Raw genomic sequence first — 12,295 nt, 5'->3', positions numbered from 1 at the left:
GGTGGTGTCGCTGAGATGTGCGGTCAGGCGTGGGCACGGCGCAGTTCGTCAGGCTGCGCTGTCAGGCTGGCGGTCTGGCGCGAGCGGGATCGTGCCGTGGGGGTCGACGAGGTACTGGTGGTCGTGCGGGCTCGTCCAGATGAAGGAGCCGTCGGGTAGGCGCCGGTAGCGCCACCTGCGTTCTCGCCCTACACCGCTCATCGAAGGGTGCGTCTTCACGCGGTGATGCCTGCGACAGAGCGGGGCGAGGTTGGCCGTCTGGCCCGGTGGCCCGCCGTCGCCTGGGTGGTTCGGGTCGGGCGCGACGTATTCGTCGACGTGGTCGAGGTCGCAACCCCGAGCGGGCCTCGTGCAGTGCGGGAACACGCAGGTGGGCTTCGTGAGGCGGACGCGTTCGGCGATCCGGTCGGGAACCTCGTAGGCGTCGACCGCGACCCGGTCACGCAGATCGATCACCGGCTTCACCACCACCTGCGTCGAGGTGGCGCGGCACCATTCCCGGACCTGCTCGGCGAGCACGAAGCTCCGGGTCTTCTCGACCCGAGCCAGGTCGATGCCGCCGCAGACGTTGGGGTCGAGGTCGGTGAGCGCGGCCTCGGCGAGGTGGACGTGGAGGACGACCTGGCGGGCCTTCGACCGCGTCGCGGCCGGCGCGGTGTCGCTGCCGGTCTGGTTGCTGGCCTCGCCCGTCGTGGTCCGCACAGCGTCGGCGTTGTCGCAGCCGCTGAGGTCGAGCGTCGTCTGGCGCCGCGCGATCTCACCGACCGCGGATGATCGTCGTGCGTCGAGGGAGTCGAGCGACCCTGCCACTGCGAGGTCAGCGGCCACGCGGGACACGGCGTTCTCCAGGTCCAGCGCATCGGCCAGGTCGAGGGTGCCGGACACCGCCACCACTCCTCGGGTGGGGTCGATCTGGCCGTGGAGGTCGATGTCGAAGCGGCGGGTGGCGTCGGAGTCGGCGCGGTCGAGCTCGGCCTTCTCGGGGTCGAACCGGGCGACCGCCTCGGCGACCAGCTTCTGGGCGGTGACCATCCCGGTCTTGTGCGCGACCGGGGCGAGGTGGCGGTCGACGAACTCCGCGCCATCCGGGGTGAGCTGGGTGGTCTCCTGGGCGATCTTCCGTGCCCGCCACGCCGGCAGCACCCCGTCGACCACCCGGTTCCAGAGACGCGGGAGGCGGTGGCGCAGCTCGACCGCCTCGCCGACGAGCCGGCGACCCGAGTCGGTCGACAGACCCAGGGCTGCCGCGATCTCGACGACGCAGAACTCGGACACCAACGGAGCGCCCGGTCCGCCGAGCTCCCCGAACACATCGGCGCCCGGGAGCAGGTGCGCGTCGCCACGGAGCAGCCCGAACGGGCCGTACTGGTCGGCGACCTCACCGCCCTCGGTGTGGGCGTTCGCCCAGTCCGCGACGGCGACGAGGACCTCGACCTCCGCCGTGCGCTGGCGTGCTAGCGCCGCCCGGGCACCGTCGAGCAGCACGGCCGGGAAGGCGGTGCGGTCGGAGGTGGCGGTGGTCGGGCTCATGCCCCGATTCTATTCGATCACGCGTTCGAACGCTAGGTCCCGACGGTCATCTGCGGATAACTGTTTGACCAGGTCAGGAGGCCTTCGGCTGCCGAGAGGGGTCGCGGTTTCGAGACGGGCCTAGCGGCCCTCCTCAACCACCGCCGGCGCTCGCTCCTCCACCACCGGGCCGTGTCCCCGGCGCTCGCTCCTCGACCACCGGGGACGGGTCCGGCGGCCCTTCTCGACCACCGCAGCCGCGAGCCTGAGGGCGGGACGGCGTGCCCGTCAGGCGTGCTCGGCGACGTACGCGCGCAGCGCCTTGCGGATGATCTCGGAGACCGTCTCGCCGCGGCGCTCGGCCAGGGTGAGGGCATCGGTCCAGAGCGGGTCGGCGACGCGGACGGTGCGGCGGGTGGTGCCCTGGCCGTTCATCGTGGGGTCGCAGTCCGACGCTCGCCGGGGACGGGCGCGCCCTCGTACGGGTCGCGCTCGGCACTCGGCCTCGACTGCTTGCGGTGTTCCACCGACACCGATACCCGATTCGCCTCCCGACGAGTGGTCCGGGCGGTCCCGGTCTGGTCCACCGGCGGCGGCGGCGCCGCATCGGGGCCTGTCGGCCCGGGTACCGCGCCGAATGCAACCCCTCGAGGCCCCGCGACCGCTGCGGCTGACGCAGGTGGACGACCACGCGCTCTCCCTGCCCGGTCTGGGCGCGGTGCTCGCCGGGTCGGACGTGTGCCTCGTCGACCCGGCGCGGGCGGTCGGGCTGCCCACGCCCGTGGACCTCGTCCTCTACGAGCCCGAGGCCCTCAGTGCCGCGAGCAGGGCGTAGGTGATCAGCCTGGTCGCCGACGGCGCGAGGCCGGCCGTGTTCACGTGGCGTGCGCCGGGGCCAGACGCCGCCCGGACGCCCGCGTGGCCCGTGCCCGTGGCGCTGGGGATGGGGGGCCTCGCCGTGCCCTGGTTGTCGAAGCGCACCGCTGTCGACGAGCTCGTCCGCCAGCTGCGTGCGGTCGAGGGGGCGGGGCCGACCGGCAGGCGGCCGCGGGTGACGGTCCGGTCCACGACGGCCGGGGGAGTGGCTCGTGCGCTGGGCCTCACCCCGCGGGAGAAGGACGTGCTGCGACTCATCGCCCGGGGGCACTCCAACGACGAGATCGCGGCCGAGCTCCACGTCTCGGTCAACTCGGTCAAGACCTACGCGCGGTCGGCCTACGCCAAGATCGGTGTCGACCGGCGGGCCCGCGCCGTCGTGTGGGGCATGCGGCACGGGCTCGACGTGGCCTGAGGCGCCGTCGTCCGCATCGTCCGCGTCGCCACCCGGGGAGCCGGGTACCGACCCGCATGAGCCACAACTCCCGCGTCATCTCCGCCTCGCCCGCCCAGGTCTGGGACGTGCTCGCCGACGGGTGGCTGTACCCCCTCTGGGTCGTCGGCGCCTCCCGCCTGCGCGACGTCGAGCCCGCCTGGCCCGCCGAGGGCTCCCGCCTGCACCACTCCGTCGGTGCGTGGCCGCTGCTCATCGACGACGACACCCAGGTCATGGCGTCGGTCCCGCTCGAGCGTCTCGTGCTCCGCGCCCGCGGCTGGCCGGCGGGCGAGGCGTCGGTGACGATCACGCTCGAGCCCGACGACGCCGGCACGCGGGTCGACATCCGCGAGGACGCCGTCGCCGGACCGGGCCGTCTCGTGCCGAAGCCCCTGCGTGCCGTGGCCATCGGCTGGCGCAACGTCGAGACGCTGCGGCGCCTGGCGTACGTCGTCGAGGGACGCGCGTGACGCGACGGGTCTCCCTGGCGGGCCGCGTCGTGCTCGTGACGGGCGCGTCGAGCGGCATCGGCCTCGCCGTGGCGGCCGAGGCCGCCACCGACGGTGCCCACGTCGTGCTCGTCGCCCGGGACCTGGTCACGCTGCACGCGGCGGGCGCCGCCTGCGAGCGGGCGGGCGCCGCCACGGTCGAGGTCCACGCCGCCGACGTCGCCGACGACCCGGCGATCGCCCGCGTCGTGGCCGACGTCGTCGCGACCCACGGCCGACTCGACGTGGTCGTCAACTCCGCCGGTGTGGTCGCCTACGGGCGCACCGAGGACGTCCCGCCCGAGGTCTTCGAGGGCGTCGTGCGCACCAACCTCCTCGGTTCGGCGACGGTCGCGCGCCACGTCGTCCCCGTGCTCCGTCGCCAGGACGAGGGCACCCTCGTGCTGGTCGGGTCGGTGATCGGGCACATCGCCGTGCCCACGATGTCGGCCTACGTCGTCAGCAAGTGGGGCGTGCGGGCGCTCGCCCGCCAGCTGCGCATCGAGAACCGCGACCGTCCGGGCATGCACGTCGCGTATGTCGCGCCCGGCGGCGTCGACACCCCCATCTACCAGCAGGCCGCGACGGTCGTGGGCACCGAGGGACGCCCGCCGCCCCCGGTCGCCTCGGCGCGCCGTACCGGCCGGCAGGTCCTGGCCCGGGTCGGACGCTCGCACGCCCGCCCCCAGCTCGCCCTCACCAACGAGGTGATCCGGCTCGGCTTCACCGCGTTCCCACGCCTGTACGACGCGATCATCACCACGTCGTTCCGGCTCGGGGCCACCGACCTGGACCGCCCGACACCACCGACCGACGGCAACGTCCTCGCCTCCCGCCCCGAGCGCAACGCCCTCCACGGCGACCAGGGCAGCGCCCTCGTCGGCATCCTCCGCAACGTGCGCACGTCCGTCCGCACCGGTCGCCGTCCGGAGTCGGGCCGGTGAGCGGGTACGACGCGGTCGTCGTCGGCGCCGGGCCGAACGGGCTCGTCGCCGCGAACTGCCTCCTCGACGCCGGCTGGTCCGTGCTGGTACTCGAGGCACAGCCGACCGTCGGCGGCGCCGTGCGCAGCGACCGCGAGGTGCACCCGGACTTCGTGCACGACACCTTCAGCGCCTTCTACCCGCTCGCGGCGGTCTCGCCGACCATCGGCGGCTTCGGTCTCGAGGAGCACGGACTGCGGTGGCGGCACGCGCCGGCCGTGCTCGGCCACTACCTGCCCGGCACGGGGTGGGCGACGCTGCACCGCGACCGCGAGGTCACCGCGTCCCGCATGGACGCCCAGCACGCTGGCGACGGCGCGGCCTGGCTCGACCTGTGCGCAACGTGGGACCGGATCGGCGACCAGGTCGTCGGGGCCCTCCTCGCCCCGTTCCCCCCGGTGCGTGCGGGCGTCGGTGCGCTGGCCCGGCTGCGCAGCGTCGGCGGCCTCGACTTCGTGCGCACGATGCTGACCCCCGTGGCGGACCTCGGGCGCCTGCGCTTCGGTGGCGAGGGGCCGCGGGCCCTGCTGGCGGGCAACGCCGGCCACGCCGACATCCCGCTCGACGCACCCGGCTCCGGCCTCATGGGGCTGCTGATGACGATGCTCGGCCAGACGGTCGGGTTCCCGGTGCCCGAGGGCGGCGCCGGTGAGCTGACCCAGGCGCTGGCTCGACGCGTCCTCGCCCTCGGCGGCGAGATCCGCTGCGACGCCGAGGTGACGTCGGTCGTCGTCCGGGACGGGCGCGCCGTCGCGGTCGAGGTCGACGGTGGCCGGGACCGCATCGAGGCACGCCACGCCGTGGTCGCCGACGTCGTCGCCTCGAAGCTGTACGGCGGGCTCGTCGCCCCCGAGGACCTGCCCGCGCGCACGGTGCGGGCCATGCGTGACTTCGAGATGGATCCCGGCACCGTCAAGGTCGACTGGGCCCTGGACGGCCCCGTCCCGTGGGCCGAGGAGCCGCCGTACGGCGTCGGGACCGTCCACGTCGCCGACTCCGTCGAGCAGATGTCGGAGGCGCTGCACCAGGTCTCGTCGCAGACCGTTCCCGCCCACCCGTTCCTGCTCGCCGGACAGATGACGACGACGGACCCCACGCGGTCGCCCGCCGGCACCGAGTCGATGTGGGCCTACACGCACGTGCCCCAGCAGGTACGGCGGGATGCCGGCGACGGCTCGATCCGCGGGGTGTGGGACGCCGACGACCGCGAGCGCTTCGGCGACCGCGTCCAGGACCGGATGGAGCGCATCGCCCCCGGGTTCGGCGACCGGGTGGTGGCGCGGCGCGTGCTTGGGCCGCGCGAGCTCGAGGCCCGTGACGCCAATCTCGCCGGTGGCGGCGTGAACGGCGGCACCTCCCAGCTGCACCAGCAGCTGGTCTTCCGACCCGTGGCCGGGTGGGGCCGGGCCGAGACGCCCGTGCGGGGCCTCTACCTCGGCTCCGCCTCGGCGCACCCCGGGGGCGGCGTGCACGGCGCCCCGGGCTCGAACGCCGCACGGGCGGCCGTCGCGCACCGCCGGGTGCGGCGCGTGCTCCGGGTCGGCCGGTCCGGTGCCGGGGGCGGGTCGACGACCCATCCGTAGGGGCCGTCGGCACCGAACCACTGGCCGTCCGGATTCCGACTGGAGGTCACGGCGTGCGCACGGTGAGCGTGACGACGAGCGTCCCGGCACAGGTGGGCGACGAGCAGGTCATCCACGTCCTCGAGTCGCTCCTGGACCTGTGGGCCGGGACGTGGGGCGAGCCCGCGGACGGTGCGGTGCTCACCGTGCTCTGGTGCGAGCCCGGAGACAGCGACGCCCTCGTCGCCACCGCCGAGCCCCGCACGCTGCCCTTCTCGTTGGCCGTGCCCTCCGACGACCTCACGTCGGTCGTGCTCGTCGTGACCGACGACGCCGCGGCCGGCAGCGACCCGCGCGCGTGGTGCGAGATCGAGCGTCGGCGCCCGGTCACCGGGTGAGCGCGCCCGACCGCGCCCCTCAGTCGGTCCGGCCCGGTCCCGCGTCGTCCGGTCGTGCGTCGTCCGGTCCCGCGTCGTCCGGTGCTGGGTCGTCGGGTCGGGGCGGCGGGTCGAACTCCACGTCGATCGTCTCGAACCCCTTGAGCCGCTGGGCCTTCGCGATCTGCACGTAGGAGCGCTGGTCGGCGGCGGTGAGGTCGACGTTGTCGGTGAACGGGGTCAGCAGGGCGCGCGGCCACAGGTGTCGGCGCAGCACCACGTTGACCTCCATGCTCAGCACGATCAGCACGCTGGTGAGGTAGAGGAACGCGAGCAGGCCGAGCACCACGGCGAACACACCGTTGGTGGTCGAGCTGGTGTTGACGTAGCGGTTGACGTAGGCCACGCCGACGTACTGCAGGCCGAGCCACGACGCTGCGGCGAGCAGCGCGCCGGGCAGCAGGTCCATCCACGGCAGCGGGCGGCCGGTGGCGATCTGGAAGACCAGGCAGAACACGCCCGTGTGCACCGCGAAGGTCGCGACGAGCGCGAGCACGCTCGTCACGGGGCCGAGGAAGTCCGCGCGGCCGACGAGGGAGGCGACGACGGTCGTGGCGACCACGTCCAGGCCGATCGCGACCGCGAGGGCGAGGCTGCGGCCCCGCGCCAGGAACGGGTTCGGGCGCGAGTTGCGGGGCACCGTCCAGGCGGTGTTGGCGGCGTTCTGCATCGCCTGGCCGACGCCGAGCGCGCCGTACAGGGCGCCGAGCCCACCCAGCACGATGCCCGCCACCCCGCCCCCGATGCGCTCGGGCTGCTGCAGGTCGTCGCCGAGCCCGGGGATCTGCGAGACGGCCGAGCCCAGGATCCGCGCCTGCAGCTCGGGGTTGTCCACGAGCAGGAGCCCGAGCACGGTGGAGCCGAGGAGCAGCAGCGGGAACAGCGAGATGAAGCCGTAGTAGGTGATGAGCGCCGCGAGGTGGGGCCCGCCGTCGTCGACGTACTTGTAGATCACGCCGATGGGCAGGCCGATCCCGCGACGTCGGCGTTGGAAGGCGTCTACGCGGTCGACGAGGCTCTGCTGCGGCATGGCGGTGTCCTGTGGGGGCAGGCGGTGCGGGGACGGGGAAGGTGCACGGCACGAGGCCGCGACCGCTGCCGGGGTACGGCGGAGCGCTCGCGGCCTCGCGGTGCGGGGCGGGTCAGCCCTTGAAGACGTCCTTGACGTTCTCGCCGGTCTTCTTGGCCGACGCCTTCGTCTGGTCGGCCTTGCCCTCGGCCTTGAGCTCGTCGTCGTTCTTCGCGTCGCCGACGACCTCCTTGGCCTTCCCGACGAGGTCCTCGGCTGCGTTCTTCGCCTTGTCTGCGAGTCCCATGGTGCTCTCCTTCTCGATGGTGGTGCGCGGATGGATGTGCGGTGGTGCGGTGGAGCGACCGGCGGTGGGGCTACCGCACGCGGGGCGTGCGGTCCCGGGCGAGGCGCGTGCGCCCGGTGCCCAGGAGGATCCGACCCTTGGCCTCCCCGTCGGGGAAGGCGTGGGCCAGCTCGGCGGCCAGGCCGCCGGCTGCGGTGTGCAGCGCGGTGGCGTCGGCACGGGGATCGATCACGGCGCGCACCTCGACGACGTTGTCGCGGCGGGCGCGCCGGGTGACGGCGCGGGCCGAGCGCACCGGGGCGGCCCGCTCGAACCGGGGCGCGATCGCCGAGGCGACCGAGCCGAGGTCGACGTCCAGGCGGCCGGAGGAGCCGCTGCCGGCCAGGCGCACGGTGGGCGCGGAGGGCGGGGTCGCGTTGGCCACGAGCCACCAGGCCCCGGCGGCCACGAGCACGAGCCCGGCCGCGCCGGCGGCCCAGCCGAACCAGGCGGCCTCGACGACGTCGCGCGTCGAGGCGAGGTCGAGGGTGCGGGGTGCGCTGCCCAGGTAGTCGGCGTGCCAGAACCAGGCCACGACGGCGGTGGCGACCAGCAGGGCGCCCACGACGGCGACGACGATCCGGTTCGCGGCGGCGACGCCGGGACGGGCGTTCAGAGGCCTCATGCGGTTTCCTCCTTGACGTTCACGTGCAGGCGTCCGGCGGGGAGGTCGCCGAGGCGGTCGGCCACGGCGGACCGGACCGTCTTCTCGATGTCCCCGCGACGGCCCTTGTCCTCGGCGCCACGGGCGACCGCGGTGACGCGGACGCCACGACGGGTGGCCCGGGCGGTGGCGGTGAGGACCCCGTCGGCGCGGTCCGCGGCGTCGGCGGCGACCTCGGCCAGCGCGTCGGCCGTGATCCACAGCTCGGCGCCGCCGTCACCGCCGGCGTAGCGGTGGCTGCGGCGGGGCGGGGCGATCGCCGTCAGCAGGAGGACGAGCCCGATCACGCCGGCGATGGTCACGACGACCAGCACCCCGGTGGTGGGCTCGAGCCCGTCGAGGGAGTCGACGGCGGCCGTGATCCACGACCGCTCGCTCGTCCACTGCTGGGAGGCGGCGAGCGCCTGGATCCCGACGACGCCGAGCGCCACGAGGGCGATGGCGAGGAGGGGACCGAGGAACCGGGCGAGCGGCGTACGGCGCGGGGGCGGACCACCGAGCAGGCGGGATCCGACGTTGGTGCTGCTCACTGGACCCTCCTCGTGGTGGTGGGGGTGTCGACGACGTGGACGGTGACGTCGACGACGCCGATGGACAGGCCGGTCAGGCGCGAGCCCTCGGTGGCGACGGCCTCGCGGACGGAGGCGGCGACCTGGGTCAGCGAGCTCGGCCAGCCCACGGCGACGTCGAGGGCGACCAGGGCACGGCGACCCTCGACCCGCACCTTGGCGTGCGGGTAGGCGGTGCCGACCAGGCGGCGCAGGGCGGGGTCGTGGACCACGGTGCCGGGAACGGTGCGGGTGACGTGCTCGATCACGTGCTGCACGGCGCGGTCGGCGACCGAGAGGTCACCGCGCTCGGCGGCGGGGCGATCGGCGCCGCGACCGGGCAGGTCGGAGGCGACCAGACCGGCGCCGCCCAGGCCGCCCGGGACCGGGGCCTCACTCAGGGCGGCCACGGACGACCTCTCGGAGATCGACGCGACCGTCGAGCTGGAGGCCGACGGCGAGACCGACGCCGCCGAGGACGACGGCCAGAAGGAAACCGGTGAAGCCGCCGACGACCGCGACGACCGCGATCAACAGACCGGCCAGGAGACCGGTGGCTGCGTGGGACATGTGTGTCTCCTCGGGAAGAGGTGGATCAGGCGTGGGGGGGAGGTGGTGGGTGGGTCGTTCGCCCGCCGCGATCAGGAGGTCGCGGGCCGGGCGAAGTCCTCGACCACCACGTGGATCGGTCGTTCGCCGGCGAGGCCGGCGAGCGCACGTCGTACCGACGCGGCGGAGGAGGCGACGGACGCGCCCCAGACGAGGGTCACGTGCACCTCCCACGCGTCGTCGCGCAGGCGGAGCCCGGGGATCCGCTCGCCGGGGAGCAGCGTCGCGACCTCGCCGAGCGCGCCGCCGTGGAGGTCGTCGACCTCCGGGACGGCACGCACGGCATCGGCGATCGCGGCGACGAGCTCGCCGTGCGGCAGTGCCTCTGCGGAGGTCGTCACTCGACGCGCGACTCGGCGGGCTCGGAGTCCTCGTCCTCGAGGTGCACGTCGTGCACGACGACGTTGACCTCGGTGACCTCGAGAGCGGTCATGCGCTCGACGGCGGCGATGACGTTCTGGCGGATGGCGGCGGCCAGGTCGGCGATCGCGACGCCGTACTCGGCCACGATGTCGATGTCGATCGCGGCCTGGCGCTCGCCGACCTCGACCGAGACACCCTGGGAGTGGTTGGTGCGCGAGCCCGGGATGCGCTCGCGGAGGGCGCCGACCGCGCGGGTGGCGCCGCCGCCGAGGTTGTACACGCCGTGGACCTCGCGGGTGGCGATGCCGGCGATCTTCGACACGACGGTGTCGGAGATCGTGGTGCGGCCCTGGTCGGTCGTCAGTGCGTTCGACGAGGACTTCGCGACGGCGGTGCTGGTGCTGGTGTTCTCGGGCAAGGTGCCACTCCTTCGTGGGTCGTGCTCAACGGATCGGACAGTGGTTGGTCGGGGCTGGTTCGCCGTTCGTCACGCGTCGGATGGGTGACCTGCGTCACTTTTGCTGTCCGGCCCCGTTCCTTGGAGCTCTCCCGCACTATGACGACGTGACCGCACGCACCGACCTCGCACTCGTCCGGGCCGCGCGCCTCGACGACGAGGACGCGTTCGCGGAGATCGTCGACCGCTACGCCCCGGGCATGCTGCGCTACGCCATGCGGATGGTCGGCGAGCAGGACCTGGCGGCCGACGCGGTGCAGGAGGCCTTCGTGTCGGCCTGGCGCAACCTCGACTCGTTCGAGGGCCGCTCCACGCTGAAGACGTGGCTCTACCGCTTGGCGCACCGCCGTGTGGTCGACCTGCTGCGGGTCCGCCGTGCGGTCCCCGTCGACGACGAGGTGCTCGCCCACCAGGGCGACCATCCCGGCAGCGTCACGCTGGGCTGGACGGCTCCGTCCACCGACCCGCTGCAGGCGGTGCTGGACCGGGAGCTGCTCGACGCCCTGCGAGCGGCCCTGCTGGAGCTGCCGGAGCAGCAGCGGGCCACGTGGCTGCTCAGGGAGATCGAGGGCATGGGATACCAGGAGATCGCCGAGACCCTGGGCACGACCGCAGCAAGCGTGCGCGGCAACCTGCACCGCGCCCGGACGACGTTGGGGGTGAAGCTCGAGAGATGGCGCTAGACGAAGGCACCGACCTGCCCGACCGCACCGACCTGCCCGAGTCGGGACCGCTCCGGTCCGCCGTGCTCGAGCGCGCCACCAGCGCCATGCGGGCCGAGCCCCCCGACCGGCACTTCGACATCACGAGCACCGTGAAGCAGCGCGTGCACGGCCTGGTGTCCGCGGGCCGCGAGCTGGTGGTCCACGCACCGGACGGTGCGCCGACCCACGACGCAGCCGGCTCCCGGGTGACCGTGGCCGAGCGCGTGCTCCGCGCCGCCGTGCGTCGCGCGGTGACGGGGCCCGACGTCGCCCCCGACCGGCTCCGGGTGGTGGTCGAGGAGGGGACCTCGCCCTCGGGCGCCCCCACCCAGCACGTCGACCTCGAGCTCGATGTCGTCGCGCGCTACGGCACCGACCTGCGTCGGGTGGGTGACGAGCTGCGGGCTGACCTGCTGGTGCTGCTCGACGCCACCCTGGGTCCGGCGACCCGCCCACGCCTCGTCGACGTGGCGGTCGTGGACGTCACGCCGGACGACCCCTCGGAGGGATGACCCCGATGACCCCCGCGGTCGCCACGGAGGCCGGGGCCGGCACCCGCCCCCTCGCCTGGGCGGTGCTCGGCGCCGCGGTTCTGCAGGTCGTCGCGCCCGCGATCACCATCGGCGGGTCGGGGCAGCCCCCGGGGGCAGGCTCCGCGCCCGACCTTCTCATCACGCCGGTGGGCTGGGCGTTCGCCATCTGGGGCGTCATCTACCTCGGCGCGCTCGTCCAGGCCGTGGCGGTCCTGGTGCGCGGCTGCACCTCGCTGCCGCGACGCCTGCAGGTCGACCAGGTGGTGCTGTACGTCGGGGGCGCCCTCTGGATCGGTGCCTCCACCCTCGAGAGCAGCCTCGCCACCGCCGCAGCGCTGCTCCTGATGCTCGTCGCCGCGGTCGACGGGGTGCTGACGGCCGGCCGGCAGGTCCCGCCCACGGGCTGGCTCCCGCGGCTCACCCGGTTCGCCGTCGGCCTGTACGCCGGCTGGGTCACGGCCGCCTTCTTCCTCAACCTGGGCACGGCGCTGGTCGAGCTCGACGCATTCGACGTCGAGCGGCTCGGCTGGCAGGTCGCGCTGCTGGCCGTCGCGGGCGTCGCCCTCCTGGCGCTCACCCTCGTCACCCGGGTGCCCGCGTACGCGGCGGCCGGTGTCTGGGCGCTGGCCGGCATCGCCGTGACCGGGGCCGACAACGGCGACACCGCGGTCCTGGCGCTCGCCGCGGGCGCCGCCCTCGCGCTCGCCCTGGCCCTCGTGGTCGCGGTGCGCGGCGTACGGCGGACCGCGCCCGCCTGACGGGCCTGGCGGG

At 74.4% G+C, this 12,295-nt stretch carries 19 protein-coding genes; 9 read left to right on the top strand and 10 right to left on the bottom strand.

Annotated features, from left to right (window positions below):
* Nucleotides 1-48: 48 nt before the first annotated feature.
* Entirely contained in the window at nucleotides 49-1,530 is a 1,482-nt protein-coding gene (locus tag K329_RS0112455) for an HNH endonuclease signature motif containing protein (protein WP_028473297.1), read from the bottom strand.
* A gap of 267 nt (nucleotides 1,531-1,797) precedes the next feature.
* The gene (locus K329_RS30900) at nucleotides 1,798-1,944 is read right to left on the bottom strand and encodes a ribbon-helix-helix protein, CopG family (RefSeq protein ID WP_157571711.1); all 147 of its coding nucleotides are present in this window, start codon (nucleotides 1,942-1,944) and stop codon (nucleotides 1,798-1,800) included.
* Nucleotides 1,945-2,146: 202 nt separating this feature from the next.
* Here K329_RS30900 and K329_RS0112445 point away from each other — a divergent pair, with 202 nt between their 5' ends.
* The 6 genes from K329_RS0112445 to K329_RS0112420 are packed head-to-tail and all read left to right on the top strand — an operon-like array spanning nucleotide 2,147 to nucleotide 6,252.
* Nucleotides 2,147-2,344: a hypothetical protein gene (locus K329_RS0112445; protein ID WP_028473296.1), complete on the top strand. Its 198-nt coding sequence runs from the start codon at nucleotides 2,147-2,149 to the stop codon at nucleotides 2,342-2,344.
* Nucleotides 2,345-2,800 (top strand): helix-turn-helix transcriptional regulator, encoded by a 456-nt coding sequence (locus tag K329_RS29595; protein WP_028473295.1) that lies wholly within the window; start codon nucleotides 2,345-2,347, stop codon nucleotides 2,798-2,800. It abuts the gene before it with no gap.
* A gap of 56 nt (nucleotides 2,801-2,856) precedes the next feature.
* A complete protein-coding gene (locus tag K329_RS0112435) occupies nucleotides 2,857-3,291 on the top strand; it encodes an SRPBCC family protein (RefSeq protein ID WP_028473294.1) in 435 nt (144 codons plus the stop codon).
* On the top strand, nucleotides 3,288-4,253 hold the full coding sequence (locus K329_RS26540) for an SDR family NAD(P)-dependent oxidoreductase (RefSeq protein ID WP_084541256.1): 966 nt from the start codon (nucleotides 3,288-3,290) through the stop codon (nucleotides 4,251-4,253). The genes K329_RS0112435 and K329_RS26540 overlap by 4 nt, the downstream gene beginning before the upstream one ends.
* Nucleotides 4,250-5,875: a phytoene desaturase family protein gene (locus K329_RS0112425; protein ID WP_028473293.1), complete on the top strand. Its 1,626-nt coding sequence runs from the start codon at nucleotides 4,250-4,252 to the stop codon at nucleotides 5,873-5,875. Before K329_RS26540 ends, K329_RS0112425 begins: the two co-directional genes overlap by 4 nt.
* 53 nt (nucleotides 5,876-5,928) lie before the next feature.
* Entirely contained in the window at nucleotides 5,929-6,252 is a 324-nt protein-coding gene (locus K329_RS0112420; RefSeq protein ID WP_028473292.1) for a hypothetical protein, read from the top strand.
* Between the two features lie 19 nt (nucleotides 6,253-6,271).
* On the opposite strand, the gene K329_RS26535 is transcribed toward K329_RS0112420, so the two are convergent.
* The 8 genes from K329_RS26535 to K329_RS0112380 all read right to left on the bottom strand — a co-directional run bounded on the left by K329_RS26535 (nucleotide 6,272) and on the right by K329_RS0112380 (nucleotide 10,248).
* Nucleotides 6,272-7,321 carry a YihY/virulence factor BrkB family protein gene (locus K329_RS26535; protein ID WP_043643357.1) on the bottom strand — a complete coding sequence of 350 codons (1,050 nt, stop codon included), beginning with the start codon at nucleotides 7,319-7,321 and terminating at the stop codon, nucleotides 6,272-6,274.
* 112 nt (nucleotides 7,322-7,433) lie between these two features.
* Nucleotides 7,434-7,607 carry a CsbD family protein gene (locus K329_RS30320; protein ID WP_028473291.1) on the bottom strand — a complete coding sequence of 58 codons (174 nt, stop codon included), beginning with the start codon at nucleotides 7,605-7,607 and terminating at the stop codon, nucleotides 7,434-7,436.
* 70 nt (nucleotides 7,608-7,677) lie between these two features.
* On the bottom strand, nucleotides 7,678-8,271 hold the full coding sequence (locus K329_RS0112405) for a hypothetical protein (RefSeq protein ID WP_028473290.1): 594 nt from the start codon (nucleotides 8,269-8,271) through the stop codon (nucleotides 7,678-7,680).
* Nucleotides 8,268-8,840 carry a DUF6286 domain-containing protein gene (locus tag K329_RS30895; RefSeq protein WP_028473289.1) on the bottom strand — a complete coding sequence of 191 codons (573 nt, stop codon included), beginning with the start codon at nucleotides 8,838-8,840 and terminating at the stop codon, nucleotides 8,268-8,270. The genes K329_RS0112405 and K329_RS30895 overlap by 4 nt, the downstream gene beginning before the upstream one ends.
* A complete protein-coding gene (locus tag K329_RS29590) occupies nucleotides 8,837-9,268 on the bottom strand; it encodes an Asp23/Gls24 family envelope stress response protein (RefSeq protein ID WP_052336825.1) in 432 nt (143 codons plus the stop codon). The genes K329_RS30895 and K329_RS29590 overlap by 4 nt, the downstream gene beginning before the upstream one ends.
* Nucleotides 9,252-9,428: a DUF2273 domain-containing protein gene (locus K329_RS30315; protein WP_084541253.1), complete on the bottom strand. Its 177-nt coding sequence runs from the start codon at nucleotides 9,426-9,428 to the stop codon at nucleotides 9,252-9,254. The genes K329_RS29590 and K329_RS30315 overlap by 17 nt, the downstream gene beginning before the upstream one ends.
* A 71-nt stretch (nucleotides 9,429-9,499) precedes the next feature.
* Nucleotides 9,500-9,808 (bottom strand): hypothetical protein, encoded by a 309-nt coding sequence (locus K329_RS0112385; RefSeq protein WP_028473288.1) that lies wholly within the window; start codon nucleotides 9,806-9,808, stop codon nucleotides 9,500-9,502.
* The gene (locus K329_RS0112380) at nucleotides 9,805-10,248 is read right to left on the bottom strand and encodes an Asp23/Gls24 family envelope stress response protein (protein WP_028473287.1); all 444 of its coding nucleotides are present in this window, start codon (nucleotides 10,246-10,248) and stop codon (nucleotides 9,805-9,807) included. Before K329_RS0112380 ends, K329_RS0112385 begins: the two co-directional genes overlap by 4 nt.
* 146 nt (nucleotides 10,249-10,394) lie before the next feature.
* Between K329_RS0112380 and K329_RS0112375 the strand changes: the two genes are divergently transcribed.
* Genes K329_RS0112375 through K329_RS31695 form a run of 3 tightly spaced genes read left to right on the top strand, consistent with a single transcriptional unit; the run spans nucleotide 10,395 to nucleotide 12,282 of the window.
* Nucleotides 10,395-10,970 (top strand): RNA polymerase sigma factor, encoded by a 576-nt coding sequence (locus K329_RS0112375; protein WP_028473286.1) that lies wholly within the window; start codon nucleotides 10,395-10,397, stop codon nucleotides 10,968-10,970.
* Complete coding sequence (locus tag K329_RS31700) at nucleotides 10,961-11,503, top strand: hypothetical protein (RefSeq protein ID WP_028473285.1); 543 nt, start codon at nucleotides 10,961-10,963, stop codon at nucleotides 11,501-11,503. The genes K329_RS0112375 and K329_RS31700 overlap by 10 nt, the downstream gene beginning before the upstream one ends.
* A gap of 5 nt (nucleotides 11,504-11,508) precedes the next feature.
* Entirely contained in the window at nucleotides 11,509-12,282 is a 774-nt protein-coding gene (locus K329_RS31695; RefSeq protein WP_157571710.1) for an MFS transporter, read from the top strand.
* Nucleotides 12,283-12,295: the final 13 nt, after the last annotated feature.

Source organism: Nocardioides alkalitolerans DSM 16699, assembly GCF_000426525.1.
Taxonomy (GTDB): Bacteria; Actinomycetota; Actinomycetes; order Propionibacteriales; family Nocardioidaceae; genus Nocardioides; species Nocardioides alkalitolerans.
Note: the sequence above shows the minus strand (reverse complement) of the source record. Positions and strands in the feature narration are given on the sequence as shown.

What these genes read in the sequence shown, in the direction of transcription:
- K329_RS0112455 (WP_028473297.1), bottom strand. Translation starts at nt 1,530, where the DNA reads ATGAGCCCGACCACCGCCACCTCCGACCGCACCGCCTTCCCGGCCGTG.
- K329_RS30900 (WP_157571711.1), bottom strand. Translation starts at nt 1,944, where the DNA reads ATGAACGGCCAGGGCACCACCCGCCGCACCGTCCGCGTCGCCGACCCG.
- K329_RS0112445 (WP_028473296.1), top strand. Translation starts at nt 2,147, where the DNA reads ATGCAACCCCTCGAGGCCCCGCGACCGCTGCGGCTGACGCAGGTGGAC.
- K329_RS0112435 (WP_028473294.1), top strand. Translation starts at nt 2,857, where the DNA reads ATGAGCCACAACTCCCGCGTCATCTCCGCCTCGCCCGCCCAGGTCTGG.
- K329_RS26535 (WP_043643357.1), bottom strand. Translation starts at nt 7,321, where the DNA reads ATGCCGCAGCAGAGCCTCGTCGACCGCGTAGACGCCTTCCAACGCCGA.
- K329_RS30320 (WP_028473291.1), bottom strand. Translation starts at nt 7,607, where the DNA reads ATGGGACTCGCAGACAAGGCGAAGAACGCAGCCGAGGACCTCGTCGGG.
- K329_RS0112405 (WP_028473290.1), bottom strand. Translation starts at nt 8,271, where the DNA reads ATGAGGCCTCTGAACGCCCGTCCCGGCGTCGCCGCCGCGAACCGGATC.
- K329_RS30315 (WP_084541253.1), bottom strand. Translation starts at nt 9,428, where the DNA reads ATGTCCCACGCAGCCACCGGTCTCCTGGCCGGTCTGTTGATCGCGGTC.
- K329_RS31700 (WP_028473285.1), top strand. Translation starts at nt 10,961, where the DNA reads ATGGCGCTAGACGAAGGCACCGACCTGCCCGACCGCACCGACCTGCCC.
- K329_RS31695 (WP_157571710.1), top strand. Translation starts at nt 11,509, where the DNA reads ATGACCCCCGCGGTCGCCACGGAGGCCGGGGCCGGCACCCGCCCCCTC.